This is a genomic window from Pseudomonas sp. SCA2728.1_7 (assembly GCF_018138145.1).
GTDB classification, from domain to species: Bacteria; Pseudomonadota; Gammaproteobacteria; order Pseudomonadales; family Pseudomonadaceae; genus Aquipseudomonas; species Aquipseudomonas koreensis_A.
Genome location: NZ_CP073104.1, coordinates 2,419,448 through 2,439,810 on the forward strand (window position 1 = coordinate 2,419,448; position 20,363 = coordinate 2,439,810).

At 58.9% G+C, this 20,363-nt stretch carries 14 protein-coding genes; 8 read left to right on the forward strand and 6 right to left on the reverse strand.

From position 1 onward, the window contains the following. The first annotated feature begins 159 nt into the window (after window positions 1-159). Window positions 160-471 carry a DUF962 domain-containing protein gene (locus tag KBP52_RS10775; protein ID WP_077571608.1) on the forward strand — a complete coding sequence of 104 codons (312 nt, stop codon included), beginning with the start codon at window positions 160-162 and terminating at the stop codon, window positions 469-471. A gap of 14 nt (window positions 472-485) precedes the next feature. Continuing rightward, the gene (locus tag KBP52_RS10780) at window positions 486-1,076 is read left to right on the forward strand and encodes an HD domain-containing protein (protein ID WP_077571607.1); all 591 of its coding nucleotides are present in this window, start codon (window positions 486-488) and stop codon (window positions 1,074-1,076) included. 116 nt (window positions 1,077-1,192) lie between these two features. Here the strand turns inward: KBP52_RS10780 and KBP52_RS10785 are convergent, their stop codons facing one another. Next, window positions 1,193-2,008 carry a UDP-2,3-diacylglucosamine diphosphatase gene (locus KBP52_RS10785; protein WP_007919701.1) on the reverse strand — a complete coding sequence of 272 codons (816 nt, stop codon included), beginning with the start codon at window positions 2,006-2,008 and terminating at the stop codon, window positions 1,193-1,195. A gap of 136 nt (window positions 2,009-2,144) precedes the next feature. Here KBP52_RS10785 and KBP52_RS10790 point away from each other — a divergent pair, with 136 nt between their 5' ends. Both KBP52_RS10790 and KBP52_RS10795 read left to right on the forward strand, forming a co-directional pair. Next, a complete protein-coding gene (locus tag KBP52_RS10790; protein ID WP_077571606.1) occupies window positions 2,145-2,909 on the forward strand; it encodes an AraC family transcriptional regulator in 765 nt (254 codons plus the stop codon). A 149-nt stretch (window positions 2,910-3,058) separates the two neighbouring features. Next, window positions 3,059-3,952, forward strand: coding sequence for a DMT family transporter (locus KBP52_RS10795; protein ID WP_137218680.1), 894 nt, complete (start codon window positions 3,059-3,061; stop codon window positions 3,950-3,952). Here the strand turns inward: KBP52_RS10795 and KBP52_RS10800 are convergent. Further along, window positions 3,946-4,233, reverse strand: coding sequence for a SelT/SelW/SelH family protein (locus tag KBP52_RS10800; protein WP_116028916.1), 288 nt, complete (start codon window positions 4,231-4,233; stop codon window positions 3,946-3,948). The two genes, KBP52_RS10795 and KBP52_RS10800, sit on opposite strands and share 7 nt — an antisense overlap. A gap of 71 nt (window positions 4,234-4,304) precedes the next feature. Between KBP52_RS10800 and KBP52_RS10805 the strand changes: the two genes are divergently transcribed. Beyond that, window positions 4,305-6,494 carry a patatin-like phospholipase family protein gene (locus KBP52_RS10805; protein WP_123594734.1) on the forward strand — a complete coding sequence of 730 codons (2,190 nt, stop codon included), beginning with the start codon at window positions 4,305-4,307 and terminating at the stop codon, window positions 6,492-6,494. Between the two features lie 119 nt (window positions 6,495-6,613). Here KBP52_RS10805 and KBP52_RS10810 read toward each other — a convergent pair whose 3' ends face one another. The 3 genes from KBP52_RS10810 to recQ form a co-directional block, all read right to left on the reverse strand. Continuing rightward, window positions 6,614-8,392, reverse strand: coding sequence for a FimV/HubP family polar landmark protein (locus tag KBP52_RS10810; protein WP_212622724.1), 1,779 nt, complete (start codon window positions 8,390-8,392; stop codon window positions 6,614-6,616). 127 nt (window positions 8,393-8,519) lie between these two features. Further along, window positions 8,520-8,954, reverse strand: a complete 435-nt coding sequence (locus tag KBP52_RS10815; RefSeq protein WP_212622725.1) for a MarR family transcriptional regulator — start codon at window positions 8,952-8,954, stop codon at window positions 8,520-8,522. Window positions 8,955-9,660: 706 nt separating this feature from the next. After that, the gene (recQ, locus tag KBP52_RS10820; protein ID WP_160056690.1) at window positions 9,661-11,790 is read right to left on the reverse strand and encodes a DNA helicase RecQ; all 2,130 of its coding nucleotides are present in this window, start codon (window positions 11,788-11,790) and stop codon (window positions 9,661-9,663) included. A gap of 396 nt (window positions 11,791-12,186) precedes the next feature. On the opposite strand from recQ, the gene KBP52_RS10825 reads away from it, so the two are divergent. The 3 genes from KBP52_RS10825 (at window position 12,187) to KBP52_RS30515 (ending at window position 17,952) form a co-directional block, all read left to right on the forward strand. Further along, window positions 12,187-12,774, forward strand: a complete 588-nt coding sequence (locus KBP52_RS10825) for a YecA family protein (protein ID WP_016984205.1) — start codon at window positions 12,187-12,189, stop codon at window positions 12,772-12,774. Between the two features lie 10 nt (window positions 12,775-12,784). After that, window positions 12,785-13,180, forward strand: a complete 396-nt coding sequence (locus KBP52_RS10830; RefSeq protein WP_212622726.1) for a YbaN family protein — start codon at window positions 12,785-12,787, stop codon at window positions 13,178-13,180. A 248-nt stretch (window positions 13,181-13,428) separates the two neighbouring features. Beyond that, a complete protein-coding gene (locus KBP52_RS30515) occupies window positions 13,429-17,952 on the forward strand; it encodes an Ig-like domain repeat protein (protein WP_249122268.1) in 4,524 nt (1,507 codons plus the stop codon). 61 nt (window positions 17,953-18,013) lie between these two features. On the opposite strand, the gene KBP52_RS10840 is transcribed toward KBP52_RS30515, so the two are convergent. Continuing rightward, window positions 18,014-20,299, reverse strand: coding sequence for an autotransporter outer membrane beta-barrel domain-containing protein (locus tag KBP52_RS10840; RefSeq protein ID WP_212622727.1), 2,286 nt, complete (start codon window positions 20,297-20,299; stop codon window positions 18,014-18,016). Window positions 20,300-20,363: the final 64 nt, after the last annotated feature.

A 20,363-nucleotide genomic window follows, 5' to 3' on the forward strand; every position in this document is an offset into this window, starting at 1 on the left:
TTTTCTTTTACATGAGGGGCCGCATGTTACGGCCTGATTTGCGAAGGATACTAAAGTGGCGCCGATTGTCACTGGCCCACGCCAATGATCACTCTAGACTCAAATAAGCTACCCGCAGAACAACTCGTCGCCAGAACAATAACCACAGAGAACGCGGTCGTGGAAAACATCAAGCATTTCAGCAGCTTCGCTGAGTTCTATCCGTATTACCTCAGCGAACACAGCAACAGCACCTGCCGGCGCCTGCATTTCATCGGCACGACACTGGTGATTTTCATACTGGCGATGGCCATCGCCAAGGGCGCCTGGCTGCTGTTATTGGCGGTGCCGCTGGCCGGTTACAGCTTCGCCTGGATCGGGCACTTCTTCTTTGAAAAGAACCGCCCGGCGACTTTCCAGCATCCGCTGTACAGCCTGCTCGGCGACTTCGTCATGTACCGCGACATGATTCTGGGTCGCGTGGCGTTCTGAATGAGGGTCAGCCAATGAATGCCAATGCCCGCTTCACTCACATGAAGGACGGTACGCAGGAAGACTGGGCGATCATCGCCGCCGACTTCAGTGCCTACGCCAAACAGTTGCCCTCGCGGATCATGACTCACCTGAAACTGCTTAAAGGCGACTTCGGTGGTTTCCCGGTGGATCGCCTGACCCACTCGCTGCAAACCGCGACCCGCGCCTTTCGCGACGGACGCGACGAGGAATATGTGGTTTGCGCGTTGCTGCATGACATTGGTGACACGCTCGGTTCGTATAACCATCCGGACATTGCTGCGGCGATTCTCAAGCCGTTCGTCAGTGCCGAGAATCTGTGGATGGTCGAGAAGCACGGGGTGTTTCAGGGCTACTACTTCTTTCATCACCTGGGCATGGATCGGCATCTGCGCGAGCAGTTCGCCGGTCATCCGCAGTATCAAGCGACCGCCGAGTTCTGTGCCAAATACGATGCGGCGGCGTTTGATCCGGGCTATGACACACTGCCCTTGAGTTTCTTTGAGCCGATGATGGAACGGTTGTTTGCGCAGCCGAAGAACTCGATTTACAAAGCTGCAATGGAGGAACACTCGCCAGCGTAATCATCCTCGGGAACCGCTGCGCGGTTCATCGCGAGCAGGCTCACTCCTACAGTTGAAATGCGTACCCCTGTAGGAGTGAGCCTGCTCGCGATGAGGCCCTCTCAATCACCAGAGCATTATGCGAGTTCAGCGACTTTGGCAGCCTTGAGCTCCGCCTCGCGCGCCTGCGCATCCGCCAGCCGATACAACTCGATCGTGCCGTCCCAATGCTCGATCAGCGCCGTGCACGACTCCACCCAATCACCGCAATTGAGGTAATCCACCTCCCCCACCTTGCGGATCTCGGCATGGTGAATGTGCCCGCAGACCACGCCATGCAACTCGCGCTTCACGCATTCATGGGCGATGGCTTCTTCAAAGTCGCTGATGAAACTCACCGCGGTTTTCACCTTGTGTTTCAGGTACGCCGACAGCGACCAATAGCCGTAACCATAGCGCGCACGCCAGTGGTTGAGCCAGCGATTGAGGGTCAGGGTGAATTCGTAGGCGGAGTCGCCGAGGAAGGCCAGCCAGCGGTGATAGCGGGTGATGACATCGAACTGATCGCCGTGAATCACCAGCAGATGCCGCCCGTCTGCGGTGACATGCACCGCCTCGTCGACCAGTTGGATATTGCCCAGAATCAGCTTCGAATAACGCCGCAGGAATTCGTCATGGTTGCCGGTGACGTAGATCACTTCGGTGCCGCGCTTGCTCATGGTCAGCAAGCGGCGGATCACATTGGTATGCGCCTGCGGCCAGTACATGCCGCCGCGCAGTTTCCAGCCGTCAATGATGTCGCCGACCAGGTAAATCTTGTCGGCATGGTAGCCCTTGAGAAATTGCGACAAATGCTCGGCCTGGCAATCCCGTGTGCCCAGGTGCACGTCGGAGATCCACAGGGTTCGCACCCGTTGTTTGCGACTGGGTCTGGCGAGCTCGGCGCTGGTCATGGGCAACCCTCTGCGATGTTTTCGCCACTCTGCGCTTGTCCGGTTAATCGACCATGACAAGCGTGAGTCAGTCGTGTGACAACGCACCCGATGCGGGTCGGTGTAGACTGGCGATCACTTCGGAGACGACACTGCCATGCGACCGATCCTCACCCTGCGTCAGTACACCCACGATCTGATCGAGCACAGCCACGACCACGCGCAACTGGTGTTCGGGCTGTCCGGTGCGTTGGATTTCGAGGTCGAGGGTTGTGGCAGCCAGATACGTCAGCAGAGTTTTGTGGTGATCCCTTCGGGTGCGCATCACGCTTGCGGAAGTCCCGATGGCAGCCGCTGTCTGGTGATGGATATTCCTGACGGGCAATGGCTGGTCGACTCGTTGGGCGATCATGCCGACGCCAGCCGCCGCTTGCTTGATCAGCCCGCGCGCCTGTCGCTGGATTCCGGGCAGAGTCAGTTGGTCAGTTGGCTGGCGAACAGCCCGGTCAGCGATCCGTTGATCGCCCAGCAAGGTTCAGTGTTGCTCCTGGCCAGCCTCAATCAGGCGCGGCCGGCCGAGCTGGCGGCCCGACGCCTGCCCTATGCGGCGCTGGATGCGCACATCGAACAACACGCCGCTTATCCGCTGCAGGTTGCCGATCTGGCGCGGGTTGCCGGGCTCTCAAGCGCGCGCCTGCATGCACGCTTCATGGCCGAATGCGGGCAGACGCCGATGGATTACATCCGCAGCCGGCGCTTGCATCTGGCCGTGCAAATGCTCCGCGACACGCTGTTGCCGATGGGTGAAATTGCCAGTCGCGTCGGTTACAGCTCGCAGAGTGCCTTCTCGGCCGCCGTGCTGCGCGAGTTCGGCGCATCACCCGGCCAGCTTCGTCGCGACTCCTGCGACAAAAGACGATAGTCCGCCGACAGACTTGCTGACCTCTACACGCTTAAATGTAGGAGCTGCCGAAGGTTGCGATCTTTTGATGTTGTTTTTTGAAAGCAAGATCAAAAGATCGCAGCCTTCGGCAGCTCCAGTGAGATTGTGTTTGCGATAGAAGGATTGCAATGACTCCGCGTACCGCCCTCGGCGCTCTGCATATCGGTGCTTTGATGTTTGGCCTGACCGGTGTGTTCGGCAAACTCGCTGCTGCGTCCCCCGCCGTGATCGTCTTCGGTCGCGCTGCTTTCGCCGTGCTCGCCTTGGCATTTTTCGCCCGTTTTGCCAGTCAGCACGGCTGGCAGAAACTTCAGGCCGTGGATTGGCGGCGCCTCGCCCTCAGCGGCGTGTTGCTGGCCGGGCACTGGGTGAGTTTCTTCCTGTCGGTGAAGATCGCCGGTGTCGCCATTGCAACATTGGGCTTCGCCAGTTTCCCGGCCTTCACGGTGATTCTCGAAGGGCTGATTTTCCGCGAACGCATCCGTGCCAATGAAATTGTGCTGGTGGTGTTGGTCAGCATCGGCCTGATTCTGGTGACCCCGGCCTTCGACCTGGGCAGCGGCGCGACCATCGGTTTGCTTTGGTCGGTGCTGTCGGGACTGCTGTTCTCGCTGTTGTCACTGACCAACCGCGCCAGCTCCGGGCGTATTCCGGCGGTGCAAGCGGCGCTGTGCCAAAACGTCGTGGTGGCGCTGTGTCTACTCCCAGTTGCAGCACCGCAACTGAGCGAAGTGCGCGCACTCGACTGGCTGTGGATTGCGCTGCTCGGGGTGTTCTGTACCGGCGTCGCGCACAGCCTGTTTGTGGCCAGTCTGGCGGTGATCAAGGCGCGTACGGCGGCGGTAGTGTTTGCGCTGGAGCCGGTCTACGGCATCACCGTCGCCTGGCTGTTGTTCAATGAAAACCCGACGCCGAAGATGTTGATCGGCGGTGCGTTGATCATTGTCGCCATCGTTGTGTCAGCGCGGATGTCCGGCCATGCCGACAAGAAAACCGTCGCAGCCGAGGCCACGTCTCACTGAGTGCGGTCGTTGTGACCGAGATCGCGGTCAGGATCGATCTGATCGCGAACCCGCTGCTTCAACACCTTGGCCTCGGGAAAACCGCCGTCGGCCTTGCGTTCCCAGATCTGCACGCCGGCGCAGGTGATGTGAAATACCCCGCCGGTGCCTGGCACCAACGAGACTTTGCCGAGGTCATCGCCGAAGGTACTGAGCAGCTCCTGCGCCAGCCACGCGGCGCGCAACAGCCACTGGCATTGGCTGCAATAGGTGATGACAACTTCTGCTTTTGCGACAGTCATGTTCGCTGAAACTCCTGAGACAGAGGGCGCCGCTATAATAGCCGGCTTTATCGCTTGCCCCGAGACTCACAATGCGCCGTCTGCTGTTCTGCCTGCTGCTTGGTTTCCTTCCTCTGCTTGTCCATGCCAGTGAGGCGTCACGACCGAAAGTCGGCCTGGTGCTGTCCGGCGGTGCCGCGCGCGGACTGGCGCATATTGGCGTGCTCAAGGCACTGGAAGAGCAAGGCATCAAGATCGATGCGATCGCTGGCACCAGCATGGGCGCGGTGGTCGGTGGCCTGTACGCCTCGGGTTACAAGATCGATGAGCTGGAAAAACTCGCGCTGAACATCGACTGGCAAGCTGCGCTGTCCGACGCCCCGCCGCGTGAAGACGTGCCGTTTCGGCGCAAACAGGATGACCGCGACTTTTTGGTGAAACAGAAACTCAGTTTTCGCGACGACGGCAGTCTCGGCCTGCCACTGGGCGTGATTCAGGGGCAGAACCTCGCGCTGCTGCTGGAAAGCCTGCTGGCCCACACCAGCGACACTCGCGACTTCGACAAACTGCCGATCCCGTTCCGCGCCGTCGCCACCGACATTTCCAATGGCGAAAAAGTGGTGTTCCGCAAAGGCCACTTGCCTCAGGTGATCCGCGCCAGCATGTCGATCCCGGCGGTGTTCGCCCCGGTCGAACTTGATGGCCGGCTGCTGGTGGACGGCGGCATGACCGACAACATTCCTCTCGATGTCGCGCGGGAAATGGGCGTCGATGTGGCCATCGTCGTCGATATCGGCACACCGCTGCGCAATCGCAAGCAACTGACTACCGTGGTCGACGTGCTGAACCAGTCGATCACCCTGATGACCCGCAGTAACTCCGAAGAACAACTGGCCGCGCTGAAATCCTCCGACGTGCTGATTCAGCCGGCGCTGGCGGCTTTCGGTGTCACCGATTTCGGCAAGGCTCAGGAGATGATCGACGCCGGTTACCGCGCCACCCGCATCCTCGACGCGCGCCTCGCGCAGCTCAAACCCGTCGAGTCTCAGGACGCCGAGCTGAACGCCGCGCGCTCACCGGGACAGCGTACGCCGGTCATCACCGCGATCCGCGTCGAGAACGACTCGAAGGTCGACGACGATATCATTCGCTATTACATCCGCCAGCACATCGGCGAGCCGCTGGATCTGGGGCGTTTGCACTCGGACATGGGCACCTTGTATGGCCTCGACTACTTCGAGCAAGTGCAATACCGCGTGGTGCACAAGGGCCAGGATCACACACTGGTGATCAGTGCTCGGGGCAAGCGCAGCGGCACCGATTACTTGCGGGTCGGCCTCAACCTGTCGGACGACATGCGCGGCGACAGCGCCTTCAACCTCGGCGCCAGCTATCGCATCAACGGTATCAACCGCCTCGGCGCGGAATGGCTGACCCGTGCGCAGATTGGCGACAAACAAGAGCTGTACACCGAGTTCTATCAACCGCTGGACGTCGGTTCGCGTTACTTCGTCGCGCCATACGCCTCGTTCGAAGCGCAGAACGTTGAAGCGGTGCTCGACAACGACCCGATCGCGCAGTATCGCGTCGAGCGCTACGGTTTCGGCCTCAACTTCGGCCGCCAGATCGGCAACAACGGCGAGGTGCGTTTCGGTGTCGGCGAGGCCTGGGGCAAGGCCGATGTGCGGATTGGCGATCAGGACCTGCCGAGTGAAAACTTCAACGAAGGCTTCTACGCGCTGAAGTATTCGTACGACTCGCTGGATAACGTGTATTTCCCTCACGAAGGCAAGGACGTCAGCCTGACGCTGATGCAATTCGAACCGGGCCTGGGGTCGGACACGCGTTATCGACAGTGGGATCTGAAAATCGATAAAGCCATGAGCCATGGCCCGGATACGCTGATTCTCGGTGGCCGCTACGGGCGCACGCTGAACGACGCCAATGTGGTGACATCGAGTTTCCTGCTCGGCGGTGCGCGGCAGCTGTCGGGTTTCCGTGAGGACGCGATTTCCGGACAGAACATCAGCCTGATGCGCGCGGTGTACTACCGCCGGTTGACGCCGCGTTCGTATCTGCCGCTGGATTTTCCGCTGTACGCCGGCGCCTCGCTGGAGCGTGGACGGGCGTGGAACAACGACAATGAGTTCGACAGTGGCTACATCAACGCGGCGAGCGTGTTTATCGGTTTTGACACGCCACTGGGGCCGTTGAATTTCAGTTATGGGTTGAATGATGCGAATGAGCAGGCGGTTTATCTGAATCTGGGGCAGACCTTCTGATCACGGCGCCTGACAATCCGCTATCGCGAGCAGGCTCACTCCTACATTGGAATGCGTTCCCCTGTAGGAGTGAGCCTGCTCGCGATAGCGGCATAAAATACACCGCAAAACCATCGGGTTCAGCGAATCCCCGCCAGCAACGTCCGCGCCGTTTGCTTCAACGGCTCATCCCCTTCCTTGAGCAATTCATTGAGCAACGCAATCGCACTGTCGATATCGCCGTCATCAATGCACGTCTGCGCCTGTTCGAGCTTGCCGGAATTTTCGTCGTGGACTGGCTCTGGTGTCTGCAAATCCAGTGGTTGCAGCGCCAGTGACGGCTCGGGATCAGCAAACTCATTGAGAAAATCCTCATCCAGCGGCTCGGCGTCCGATTCAGGGATCCACTCGAGTTCGGCGACTTCGCTGGACTCGGGCAATTCGAAATCCTGAGGCAGGACTTGCAGCCCGGAGCCGAGCGCCGAGGTGTCTGTCTGTGGCTCATCGGAAGTCGGGCGACTGTCTTCCAGATCCCAATTGGAATCCATCGACAGCTCGCCCAGATTCAGCTCGAAATCATCTTCAGGTGCCGGTTGGGCAGCGACCAGCGGGGCTGCTGCAATAATCGGCGGCACCGCGACCAACGGTGCCGCAACCGCCAGTTTCGGGTGCCGCGCGCGAACATCCTGCAACGCCTGGGCATCCACGCCCTGCTCACGCAAATGGCTTTCCTGTTGCTCAAACGCGGCGCTGTCACCTTGGCGTCCCAGCACTTCAAGCAACTGCAATCCGATATCGCTGCGCTCCGGCTGCTTGTGCAAGGCATCGCGCAGCAAACCCGCCGCTTCGCCCAGTCGACCATAGGCCAGATAGATCCCCACCGCCTCCAGCACATCGCCAGCCGCCGGCTCTTCCCGGTGTTCGGCTGAAGCGTGGGATCTGACGGGGTCGGCGTTCTCTGCCTCAGCGACGTCCACCTCATTGCCTTGCGGCAACTGGGGCAGCGGCTCGGCCACTTGCTGCTGTTGCTGCCGTCGACGGTGTAGCAACAACCCGACCAACGCCCCCGACAACAGCAACAGGCCGCCGAGCAATGGCCAGTTCAAACCGTCATCGCTGGATTCGGCTGACGCCACAGCCGGCGCAGGAGTCGGTACCGGTGCCGGGGTCGCCACGGTCGGTGGCGGCGTTTTCTGCAGCTCGACCAAGCGTGTTTGCAGGTCACTGATCTGCTTTTTGCCGTCGGCAATCTGCACATCCTGTGTCTGCAGTTTTGCGTTCAGTTCATCGATGGTCTTCTGCTGTTGCTGATTGACCAGAACACTGGCCGCCAATTGTTCGGCCAGTGCATCGTTGGCGGGCGAAGTTGCCGGCGTCGGCGCTGGCACGGTATCGCGCTTGGCTTGAGGCACCTGTGGTGCCGCCACGACAGGCTCGACAGTGGGAAACGCGGAGGATTGCGCACGCGGATCCGGCTCATCGGTGGCCGGCACAATACCCGGCGAACCGGGCGGATCGATCAACACCGTGTACTCACGCAGCAACCGGCCGTTGGGCTGATCGAGCTGCACGAGAAAATTCAGAAAGGGTTCGTTGACCGGTTTGCTGGAGGTCACCCGGATCATCTGGCGATTGCCATGCAGGATCGGGACGAATTTGAGGTCGTTGAGGAAGAACACCCGCTCGACGCCGGCCTCGGCGAATTCATCCACCGTGGCCAGACGCACCGCCAGATCGTTTTGCGTCAGCCCGCCGACATCGACCAAAGCGATGTCAGCCTTGAGTGGCTGATTGAGGCCGGAATGAACAGTGATGTCACCCAGCCCCAAGGCCATCGACCAGGCCGAATAGCTGAAAACACCGGCGACCAGCAGCCATTTGGCGCCACCGCGCAGTACCACGTGCCGACTTGCGAGCATGAGCATCCCTTAAATAAGCAAAACCGACTTCTATGCGTTCGCACATCCGGTACGAACACGATATTGCCCAGTAGTTCTTATAGTCGGCTCAGCGCGATCTCTCAAAGATACGGCACGTGGATGTGCCTCAAGATTTTTCCAGGTTGGCCAGAATGTGCCCGTGAACCCGCATGCACACCTTCAAATCCGCCTCGTCGACACCTTCGAACAACTCGTGACGCAGTTGTGTGGCAATGGTTTCGATTTGCTCGATCAGCGGCAGGGCCGGTGGGCAAAGGACGATTTTTTTCGCCCGACGGTCTTCCATCACGGACTGGCGTTGCACCAGACCCTGGCTTTCCAGACTATCGAGCAAACGTGCAAGGGTCGGTCCTTCGACGCCGACGCTCTGCGCCAGCTCACGTTGGGTCGGCGCTTCTTCAAAGCGCGCCAGATGCAGCAGCACCAGCCAGCGCGCCTGGGACAGCCCCAGCCCGGCCAGTCGGCGATCCAGTTCGGCACGCCAGCCACGGGACATCTGGGCCAGTTGCATGCCAAAGCGGTGTTGATCGGTTAACGGCATAAAACACTCACGGTTAGACTGAAAATAAAGAAAATCTAATTATTAGCCAGCTAAGCATGAGCTGCAGTTATAGGCAAGTGGCGGTCTGTACTGAATCGTTACATCTCGAGGCCCCCCTCACCCTAACCCTCTCCCAGAGGGAGAGGGGACTGAATGTGGGATGCTTTAGATATTCGGCGACTTGGGAGTGCTTTGCTGAATCCAGAATTGGCAGGCCCTCACCCTAGCCCTCTCCCAGAGGGAGAGGGGACTGAATGTGGGATGCTTTAGATATTCGGCGACTTGGGAGTGCTTTGCTGAATCCAGAATTGGACGGCCCTCACCCTAGCCCTCTCCCAGAGGGAGAGGGGACTGAATGGGGGATGCTTTAGATATTCGGCGACCTGGAAGTGCTTTGCTGAATCCAGAATTGGCAGGCCCTCACCCTAGCCCTCTCCCAGAGGGAGAGGGGACTGAATGGGGGATGCGTTAGATATTCAGCGACTTGGGAGTGCTTTGCTGAATCCAGAATTGGCAGGCCCTCACCCTAGCCCTCTCCCAGAGGGAGAGGGGACTGGATGGGGGGATGCTCGGAATATTCAGCGACTTGAACGTGCTTTGGTGAATCCATAATCGACTCGGGTTCTCAGGTCGATGTATAGCGCAAGACACCTCGGTCGGCCCCCTCTCCCTCTGGGAGAGGGCTGGGGTGAGGGTAGGCCGCCAATTACATCTCGAATTCCGACTGCAATGCAGCCCGCACGCAATACAGCACGCCCTCCGGCACCCGCCCGGCAAACAGCTCGGCCACTTCGGCGACCGAAGGCAACTCGCCTTCGCCATCAAGGAACGCGTCCTGCACTTCACCCATCAACTCTTCCGGCAAATCCAGCGCCTGCTCAAGCGACAACTGCTGCTTGCCGATCGCCTCGGCGAGCATGGTGTAGACGTTCTTTTCCGAGCACTGCAACTGACCGGCGATCTGCAGCGGCGTCATGCCCGCACGGGCCAAAGTGATCAACTCGTGGCGCACGTCGGCCACCGCTTTCGGCGCCTCGACCTCGCCGCCGAGCACTTCGAGGAAGGCATCGCCATAGCGCTCCAGCTTGCGTGCGCCAACGCCGCTGACACGGGCCATTTCCGCCAGCGAAGTCGGTTGGCTGCGGAGCATTTCCAGCAACGTCGAGTCAGGGAAGATGACGTACGGTGGCACACCATGCTCTTCGGCCAGTTTGCGGCGCAGCGCGCGCAGGGCTTCCCACTGTTCGCGCTCTTCGCCACGCACCAGTTGGCTGGCCGGGCTCTTGCTGGCGGTTTTGGCGGTGACCTGCGGTTTGAGATCGCGGCGCAGTTCCAGCGTGACCTCGCCCTTGAGCAATGGCCGGCAACTGTCATTCAGACGCAAACCGCCATAGCCTTCGTGGTCAACATCCGCCAGACCGCGCGCGACCAATTGACGGAACAGCGAGCGCCATTCGCTTTCGCTCAATGCTTTGCCGACGCCGTACACCGACAGGTGTTGATGGCCGAAACTGCGGACTTTTTCGTTTTCCTTGCCCAGCAGCACATCGACCAAATGGCCGACGCCATAACGCTGACCGGTACGGAAAATCGCCGACAATGCCTGACGTGCAGGTTCGGTAGCGTCCCAGGTCTGCACGCCGTCGACGCAGTTGTCGCAATGGCCGCACGGCTCAGGCATGTCTTCATCGAAGTACGCCAGCAGGGTCTGACGACGGCAACGGGTTTCTTCACACAGCGACAACATGGCGTCGAGCTTGTGTTGTTCCAGACGTTTATGCCGCTCGTCGCCTTCGGAGTTTTGCAGCATCTGCTTGAGCATCACCACGTCTTGCAGACCGTAGGCCATCCACGCATCCGCCGGCAGGCCGTCACGGCCGCCGCGCCCGGTTTCCTGGTAATACGCCTCAAGGGATTTCGGCAGATCGAGGTGCGCGACAAAACGTACGTTGGGCTTGTCGATGCCCATGCCGAAGGCAACCGTGGCGACCATGATCAGACCTTCCTCGTTGAGAAAGCGCTTCTGGTTGAAGGCGCGTAGTTCATTGGGCAAACCGGCGTGATACGGCAGCGCCGGGAAGCCCTGCTCGCTCAGAAACGTTGCGACTTCTTCGACTTTCTTGCGCGACAGGCAATAGACGATGCCGGCATCGCTGCGCCGCTCGGCCAAAAACGCCAGCAACTGCTTGCGCGGCTGCTCTTTGGGCACGATGCGGTAAAAGATGTTCGGACGGTCGAAGCTCGACAGGAAGCGCTCGGCATTCTGCAGATGCAGGCGGGTGACGATTTCTTCGCGGGTACGCTTGTCAGCGGTGGCGGTCAGGGCGATGCGCGGCACGTCAGGAAACATCTCGGCCAACTGGCCCAGTTGCAGGTATTCCGGACGGAAATCGTGACCCCATTGCGACACGCAGTGCGCTTCATCAATGGCGAACAACGCAATGTTCAAGCCTTGCAGGAACGACAGCATGCGCGGCTGCACCAGGCGCTCGGGCGCCAGATACAACATCTTCACTTCGCCACGCTTGATCCGTGCGGCGAGGTCGCGCTGTTGTTCGGCGCTCAGGGTGGAGTTCAGCGCGGCAGCGGCCACACCCAGCTCTTCGAGGGTAGCGACCTGATCGTCCATCAGTGCGATCAGCGGCGAGACCACCACTGCGAGGCCATCGCGCAGCAGCGCCGGCACCTGAAAGCACAGGGACTTGCCGCCACCGGTAGGCATCAGCACCAGCGCATCACCGCCGCTGGCCACGCGCTCAATGATCGCACCCTGACGGCCACGGAAACTGTCGTAGCCGAAGATGTCCTTGAGGACGCGTTGAGCCTGTTCGAGCATAAAAACTCCAAAAATCTACCGATACATCCCTGCGCAGGCTGGTTCAGAACAGCCGGGGCTGCTTAAACAAAACGTAAGAACGCATTACGTGACACGCGCAATGCGGGCAGGGATCGCAAAACGCGGCAGTATACCCGAGGCCTCCCCTGCGCAGGGTGCCGCTGATAAGACACTGATAAACCTGCCACACACAAAACCCTGTGGGAGCGAGCCTGCTCGCGAATACGCTGGGTCAGTCAAGACAAAGCTGCCTGATACGCCGCTTTCGCGAGCAGGCTCGCTCCCACAGGATTTGTATGCAGCCCGGCAATTGCGGCAAATCTGCCATGCGGCTGGCTTGAGCGCGCAAGAAGGCCTAGAATTCCCGCATTGTTTATTCCCCAAGGTAGCCCCGTAATGTCCTTCGCTGAGCAACTGACCCGCCTGCAAGTTTTCCTCGACGCCGACGAGCTGCATGACGAGGCGCTGGATTACGTGGCCGCTCACGGCTACCTCACCGCGCTGTCGATCTGCGCTGAAGACGTACCGGAGCGTGAGTGGATCGACGCCCTGTTCGCCGAAGAGCCGCATTACAGCAGCGACGCCCAGCGCGAAGAGATCGAAGCCACCCTGATCGGCCTCAAGGCCCACATCGCCCGTCAACTGGCCTCGGATGAAGAGTTCGAGCTGCCATGCGAACTGGACCTGGGCGACGAGCCGGACGATTCCGAACTGCGCGGCTGGTGCATCGGTTTCATGGAAGGCGTGTTCCTGCGTGAAGCCGCCTGGTTCGAAACCGCTGAAGAAGAAGTCAGCGAAATGTTGCTGCCGATCATGGTCGGTTCGGGCCTGTTCGACGAACAGCCTGAGTTCGAAGACATCGCCAAGGACGCCAACCTGATGGACGACATGATCGTGCAGATCCCGGAAGCCCTCACCGCGCTGTACCTGCTGTGCCAGGCGCCCGACGAAAAACCGGCGATCCTCAAGCCTCGTCACCACTAAGATCCGGCCTATGGACAACCCCATAGGCAACCGCCCCCTGATGTTGCGCTACTTGCTGCTGGCCGTCGGCTGGCTCAGCGTGGCATTGGGGGTGATCGGGATTTTCCTGCCCGTCCTGCCCACCACCCCTTTCCTTCTGCTCGCCGCAGCCTGCTTCGCGCGCAGCTCTCCGCGTTTCTATCAATGGCTGGTCGAGCATCCACGGCTCGGGCCATGGATCCGCGATTACCTCGATGGCAATGGCATACCGCTCAAGGGCAAGGTCTACGCGATCGGGCTGATGTGGGCGAGCATTCTGTTCTCGTGTTACCTGGTGCCACTGCCGTGGGCGCGGGGGTTCATGCTGACCAGTGCGGTGTTAGTGACGGTCTATATCGTGCGGCAGAAGACACTTCGCAAGCCTTGAACGCCGCTGAATGGCGAGCGGAAAACGGCGCCTGGTTGATACCACTCGTCTGATTCCCATGCGCACCTGTCAGATCTGACAGGTGCGCAAATCGATCTACACAGGTTCAATCACTCCATCAACCGACTGGAGTGCATTTCCATGTTCGCCAACGCCCCCGAGCCTGAAAGCGCTCTGATCCTCACTGAGCCTGACTTCAGCGGTCGTCGCCACGCGACGCCTGAATTCCCTTCAAGAGGACTTGCCTGATGCCTTCTCACAAGAATTTCCGCTTCCCTGCCCTCACGGAAAGCAACGCAACACTGGCACTGCGTCCCCTGCTGATTCCAGGAATGCACGAGCCGGTGCAGGATGGCGATGGCGGTATCAATATCCAGACCGCCACCAGCGACCCTAAAGGCTTGCAGTGTGTCATCAATCCTTATGGGCACCCCATGAGCGAGGGTGACAAACTCGAGATTTATTACGATACCGAAATTGTGCTCGAACGATGGGTGACGGCCGACGAGGTCAACCAACGGGTGTTCTTTTACCTACCGACGCCTGTCAAGTCTGGCTGGATTGAAAACTGCCACTATGTGCTGACCCGCGTGGGCACAACTGTACCCGACCCGCCCTCGGCGGCCTTGCGGATATGGGTCAAGCTTGACAAGCCGGGAAATCGTGACAAAGAACCGCATTTGCCCGATGGCCACTCAGAGCTGAACATCGTGCAACTGCCGCCCGAACTGGTCGAACAGGGCGTGATAGACGCCGAATGGGCCAAAAAAGGTGTGCTGGCCACAATCCCTCATTATGTGTTTTGCACGCGCAACGATCAGGTGCGTTTGCAGCTGGGCGACTACTGGCTTGCTGCGCACCGCATCACGCAAGCGCAAGCCGACGGCCAGCAACCGATCGAAATCCTCATTGATCAGGACGCCATTCTCGGCGCCGGAGACGGTCTCAAACGGGAAATCAAATTCTTCGCCAATGACGAGGTCTGGAACTGGGCCGACCGCCACTCCAAACGCACCTACATCGACGTGGATGCGGGCGGCTGGCGCTTGGAGGCCCCCATCATCAAGGAAGCCGTCAACGGCGTCATTACCATCAGGAATTTGAACAAACTGCCGGTGAAGATCCAGATCCATGTCAACAGCCAGTACTTCGGCGTGGGCGACAGGGTGAAAATGATCTTCATCGGCACGCCGCCGGATAACGGTGAGCCAATCATCTGCAGCGAATCCCGCGACATTGAAAACGTCCCCTCAGTGTTGGAAATCGAAGTGCCCTATGCGTTGATCAGGGCCATCGCCAGAGGTCGCGCCGATGCGTCGTATATCCTCTACAGAAAGGCCGGTGGCGACCCGCTGTCTTCCAAGCGCGCCTTTGCGGATGTAGACGGCGACGTCAACATCCTCCCCGAGCCGAGCATTCGAGAATTGATAGGCGATACCCTCGAACCGGACGAGCTTTACGCCACTGTCGAAGTGCGCTACGGCATGAAAAATGGCGACTTGATCTGTCTGAAATGGACCGGCATCAAGTCCAATGGCGATGACTATCTGCATGAAGTTCCGCATATCGTCAGCGCCAACGAAGCCAAGGAAGGCCTGGTCACGTTCTACATCGATGCCGAGCACATCATTGTGCTTGATAAAGGCAGGCTCGACGTTTCCTACGTGGTCGCGAACGATGCACCCGGCCTCCTCGACATCCGGGAATCCGAACGGCTGCTGGCCAAGGTCGAGAAGATCCGGGCGACGCTGCCCAAACCTGTCGTCGAGGAGGCCGATCCGCCGGGGGATGTACTGGACCCGTCGAAGGTGTTCGATATTGTCCATGTACTGATCGCCGCAGCGAAGACCCTCAAGGATGATGTACTGACTTATTACTGGCGCAGTCTCAATCCTTTTGCCAGTACCAGCGACTGGCTGCCCATCACCACAGTAACTGCTGGTCAACCGGTAAGTTTTCGGGTGGATGCAGAGTTTGTGGCGAACAATATCGGTCAATACGTGAAAGTGCGCTACGTGTTATTGCGTGCCTCGAACAAACAGTACGAGTACTCGGACACGCTCAATTTGCTCATAGGCGAACTCGTCGGCGAGTTGCCGCCGCCCGAGGTGGTACAGGCACCCGACAAGACGCTCAACCCAATGGATGGGTTGAATGGCGTAGACATCAACGCCAGTTACTCCAGCATGAACCCGGACCGGGACACGATCCGTTTAAAGTGGTTAGGAACGCCCGGCGCAGGCACCTCTGATGATCTGGAGTTGCCGGGCAGTCACACTGGCACCGTTCAATTCCATTTACCACCTTCGGTGGTTGGCGCCAATATTGCGAAAACGGTGTCGGTTGAATACGACGTAACCCGCTATACCCTCACAACGCCCTCAAAAATGCTCGGCCTGTATGTTTCAGGCTTCCAGGACCCCGAAAACGAACTGCCCCACCCGCAAGTACCTCAGGCACAGAACAAAGTCCTGGATCTGATGACCTTCAGCGGCGATGCAAAAGCTGTCCTCGCTATTTGGCCCTACATTGCACTGAAACAGCGCCTTTGGTTCTACCTTATAGGACAAACAAGTTCAGGCGCGTCCCATACGATCCCGCTGATCAGCGGTGAGGAAATAACCCCGCCCCAAGTCAGCAGCGGACTCAACGAAAGCTTGCTCAGAAGCGAACTGATGAAACTGGGCCACTCCACGCCCGCCAATGTGATTTGCAAAGTGGCATTCGATGGCAGTGAAAAGGAGAACACTGCCTGCGTATTCCCACAGCTGCCCTTGACCATCAGAACCCGCTACGACTACGTGCAACCGGTCATCACCGGTGTGACGGATTCACGGGGCGAGGTGGCAGAGGACGGCAAAACCCGCGATGAAAAGGTCACCGTCACCGGCACGGCCACCCGGGGCGAATCGGTCGAGCTGTTCGATAATGTGACGAAATCAATGGGCACCGCGCTGGTGGGAGCCGACAGTATCTGGCGCCGCGAGATCGGTCCATTGACCGAGAAACCCTACAGCATCACCGCCAAGGCCCTGTATGACGCCGACCCGGTGTCCAGCCAGCCCAGAACGTTCACCGTCAAATTCGCCCAGACGCCGGAAATTCTCTCGGTTACTGACTCGCGAGGAACCGTCGCTGAAGGGGCGACCACCTATGACAACAGCGTCCTGGTGGCTGGCAGCGCGACGCCAAACCTGCAGATTCAGTTACAGGAGAATAATCAGCCAGGCCCAACCCTTGATGTCGATGACAAGGGCAACTGGAACCACCGCTTCAACAACCTCAAAGTGCAGCCCTACAGCATCGTTGCCAAGGCTTTATACGATATCGATCCCGCGCTGAGCCCGCCGCGAACATTCAACGTGGCACAAGCGGTTACGCCGACGATTTCCAGGGTCAGTGATATCCGCGGTGAAATCGCCCCCAATGGCACCACTTACTACCGAACCGTCACCCTGACGGGCAAGGCCAGTCCGAATGAAAAGATTATTCTGCGCAACGCGGACACGGCCATCGATACGATAGATGTCACCGACAGCGGCGATTGGCAATACGTTTTCAATAACCTGGGCCTGTCGACCACTTACCGCCTCACCGCGCTGGGCGACTATGGCAGCAATCCAGAGTCCAGCCCGCCCAGAGTCTTTTCTGTTGCAGCCTTTGTTTCACCGACGATTACCACGGTCACAGACTCGGTCGGCGCGGTGGGGCCGAATGAAACGACTTATGACAACGCGGTCACCGTCAAAGGCGAAGCCACCCCGCGCGAGCAGATCCAGATGTACAACAAAGGCACTGCCGTCGGTTCACCGGTCAACGTCAATGCCGATAAACAATGGACGGCGTCTGTCACTGGTTTGACGATCGGCGACCAAAGCCTCAAGGCCCGGGCCTTGTATGCCGCGGTTCCGGTGGAAAGCCCGGCGCGAGACTTCAAAGTCGCCGCGCACATCGCGCCGACGTTGACGTCTGTGCATGACGGCATCAGTGAAATCGGCAATGGCGGGCAAACCAAAAGCACTTCGGTAACCCTGCGCGGTATGGTCACCCCGAATCGTCAGGTCCAGATTTACGACAACAACAGCCCAAGGCACACGGTGACTGCCGTGGGCAGCGCCTGGAACACTACCTTGTCGGTGGGTTTGGGCGGGCATTCGCTGAGAGTAAAAGCGTTGAGTACCGGGCAGGATTCAAATACGCGGACCTTCACTGTGATCTCGCCGATTCCGCCGTTGAATTTCAATACGGCCAGCGTGACATTGAGTGGCAGGTGTTACCTCATTACCAGCTGGGCTGCATATCCAAATTTTGGTCCAGGCACATATGTACAGCACACGGCAAACGGCGGCGTCCCCCCCTATCGTTACTCGTCGAGTAACAACAATGTCGCTGCAGTAGAAGTCAGTTCAGGGTTGGTGACTGTCAGAGGTAATGGGGTCGCAACGATCACTGTCACTGACAACGCAAGCCAGTCCAAGGGCTACAACGTTCATGTCACAGGGGTGAAATTCCTTGTGGGACTGGACGGTGGAAACTGGAACACGATCAGAGACAGGGCAGCAGCCCGAGGAAAGCGATTGCCGTCAATGGGTGAGTTGCGGGAAATCCATAACGCCTGGATTGGCCGTTGGCCGATGGAGAACTATTTGTACTGGGCCGCTGACTCCGCAGGTGGTTGGCCAGCTCGGTACTGGTTAAAAAATCTGGTCAATGGTGCAGAAGGGCACGTCCAGTACTACGGATCTGGCCTGGGAGTTGGCATTGACCCTTAGAAATGAAAAGCGCCTCACAAATCGTGAGGCGCATTCATCAGGGAGCACCCTGATGGCTTTTTTACCAAAAGTACCGCAACCCCAGATTCACCCCGTAAGGCTGTTCAATATGCTTCCCCTTGGCATAATCCAGGTCGAAATGCATCTGCCACCGCTGGGACATCGCCACCGCCACCCCCGCACCAAACTCGGCCCGGGAACCTGACAGGTCATTATTGAACACGTTGTTGTTGACCTTCACTTCGTTGTTCGACGCGAACTCATGCGCAACCGCCGCACGCACATAAGGCTGGGCGACAGCGCCGTTGGCGAGAGCGAAGTTACGTCCGAACGTCGCACCGGCCTTGCCGAGCAGTGAGCGCATACGATCACCGTCGGCGTCCATGTCGTTGTCCAGCGTGTAGTGTTTGCCCTGGATCTGCACGGCCGACAGTTGCGCGGACGGTTCGACGAAGTAGCCGTTCGCCAGTTTGATATGCCGACCGAACTCGGCGGAACCGCCTACACCCCAGTTGTCGTAATCACCTTTGGTGCGGCTGCCGTCGCTCAGGTTGACCTTGGACTCGTTGCGAAAGCGGTTGAACTTGAGCACGCCGTCAAAGTAATAACCGGTATCACTGTCGAGCCAGGTGACATAAGGCCCGACGTAGTAACTTTTCACCGTTCCCGACGTACCGCGATTGAGGTCCAGATCGGACTCGCTCGTGCCGGCGAGCACCCCGACCAGCACCTGGCTTTCGCCCACCCGGGCATCGGCGCCAAGGGACAAACCCTGTTGCGTCTGCTGATAACCCACGCCCGAGCCATCGGCAACGTTGTACTTGTTACCGTAGGTGCGGATCCAGCCGCCGGCCTGGCCACCGTTGAAACGCAATTCGCCCATGCGGCTGCGCAACGAACTCAACTCGCCGTACCACACGGTCGGGGCGGTGTTGAACAAGGCCAGTACCGAGCGCGCGCCGGGGCTGATGACTTCGGTGGTCGGGTCGAGAAACCACTCCTTCGCGCCTCCCTCGATTTCCCGACTGGCCAGGCCGTAGGACCATGTGCCGACATCCACTCTCTGATCGCCGGCCAGCGCAAAATTCGCTCCATCGGTTGTGCCAGTACGCACCAGCGTCAATTGCTGAGGCGACGCCGCATCCAGCCCCGAAGCCTGCACAGCGAGATCGAACTGCCCCTCTGATTGACCAAGGACATTGAGGAAATCCCTCTGCCCGCTGGCAAAATCACCTTTCATCTCAAACGTACCGGTACCGGCGAGTGAGCCGACCGTCAGTTCAAAGTACGTCGCGGGTGCCTGCGCTGCGCCGAAAATAACCCGACCGCCCTCCAGGCGCATTGCGCCAACGAAGTCATCGCCAGTCAGGGTCCAGTTTGAATTGTCATTGATGTTGACGCTGGCGACCTTGTCCAGGCGACCGGTGAATTGCGACTGGTTCTGCAGGGTGACGTTGGCCGTCGAGCCGTCCTCAACCAGCATGTCTCCGGTCATATGGCCTCGGTCGAAAATGAAATCAGCCGTGCTGGCACCCGTCACTGAAAAGTTGCCAATCAACGTACTATTGCCAACCTTTACAGCGGCGGTCGAAGCCTCTTGAACCGCCAGCAATTGATTAGCGCTACCTTGCAAAGTGGAGTTGTTCAGCACCTCGATGATGACGTTTGCACCACCGGCAACCTCTATCGCCGGCCCATTGCGCCCCTCTACACTGGCACCGTCCAGTACCAGCGTATTGCTGCCTGAAACGGACGAGTCATTGACCATCCGCACACCCGCCCGGTCGCCGCTGATACGAGTACCGTCTGTAGCGTGCACTTCACCGCCGATCATATTCAGGCCGACACTGCCCGCGGCCTGTCCCGTCACTTCACTGTCGATCAGTGTCAGGTTGCTTAACGCGGTTATCTGTATCCCGGCTTCGCCCCCCCTGAATTGACTGTCAGTCGCGGTGACAGTCGACCCTTGCGTCGAAGAGAAAGACCGATTGACCATCATTGCTATCGAGTCGCTGGTGACATCGGCCTGCACAAGATTGCCTCGACTGGCCGTGATGGAAATCCCCTCAATGCCACTTTCAGCATTCACCGTGGCGCCATTGATGTTCAGCGTCGATCCGGAAATCACATTCAGGGTATGAGTCATGGCCTGGGCAAGATTCAGTACTCCGTTATTGCGCACCAGGTAATCAGTGGGCGGCACTGTCGAGTCCACATCCAGCGTACTGTTATCGACGATGACCGCGAACGCAGGTGACCCCAACATAAAAAATGCCGGTATCGCTACCAGCATTCGAAAGCTTCCGCTGGAAGCGATTCTGCAGAATGAAAAGACTTCAGGTTTCATGATTGACTATCCTTCGATTAATTAACTCCGGCAAATTTGTTTACCCGCCAGACAATTCAGCGTC

Excerpts from the sequence above, each read along its gene's own strand:
- KBP52_RS10780 (WP_077571607.1), top strand. The coding sequence starts at position 486 with ATGAATGCCAATGCCCGCTTCACTCACATGAAGGACGGTACGCAGGAA.
- KBP52_RS10785 (WP_007919701.1), bottom strand. The coding sequence starts at position 2,008 with ATGACCAGCGCCGAGCTCGCCAGACCCAGTCGCAAACAACGGGTGCGA.
- KBP52_RS10790 (WP_077571606.1), top strand. The coding sequence starts at position 2,145 with ATGCGACCGATCCTCACCCTGCGTCAGTACACCCACGATCTGATCGAG.
- KBP52_RS10795 (WP_137218680.1), top strand. The coding sequence starts at position 3,059 with ATGACTCCGCGTACCGCCCTCGGCGCTCTGCATATCGGTGCTTTGATG.
- KBP52_RS10800 (WP_116028916.1), bottom strand. The coding sequence starts at position 4,233 with ATGACTGTCGCAAAAGCAGAAGTTGTCATCACCTATTGCAGCCAATGC.
- KBP52_RS10805 (WP_123594734.1), top strand. The coding sequence starts at position 4,305 with ATGCGCCGTCTGCTGTTCTGCCTGCTGCTTGGTTTCCTTCCTCTGCTT.
- KBP52_RS10810 (WP_212622724.1), bottom strand. The coding sequence starts at position 8,392 with ATGCTCGCAAGTCGGCACGTGGTACTGCGCGGTGGCGCCAAATGGCTG.
- KBP52_RS10815 (WP_212622725.1), bottom strand. The coding sequence starts at position 8,954 with ATGCCGTTAACCGATCAACACCGCTTTGGCATGCAACTGGCCCAGATG.
- recQ (WP_160056690.1), bottom strand. The coding sequence starts at position 11,790 with ATGCTCGAACAGGCTCAACGCGTCCTCAAGGACATCTTCGGCTACGAC.
- KBP52_RS10825 (WP_016984205.1), top strand. The coding sequence starts at position 12,187 with ATGTCCTTCGCTGAGCAACTGACCCGCCTGCAAGTTTTCCTCGACGCC.
- KBP52_RS10830 (WP_212622726.1), top strand. The coding sequence starts at position 12,785 with ATGGACAACCCCATAGGCAACCGCCCCCTGATGTTGCGCTACTTGCTG.
- KBP52_RS30515 (WP_249122268.1), top strand. The coding sequence starts at position 13,429 with ATGCCTTCTCACAAGAATTTCCGCTTCCCTGCCCTCACGGAAAGCAAC.
- KBP52_RS10840 (WP_212622727.1), bottom strand. The coding sequence starts at position 20,299 with ATGAAACCTGAAGTCTTTTCATTCTGCAGAATCGCTTCCAGCGGAAGC.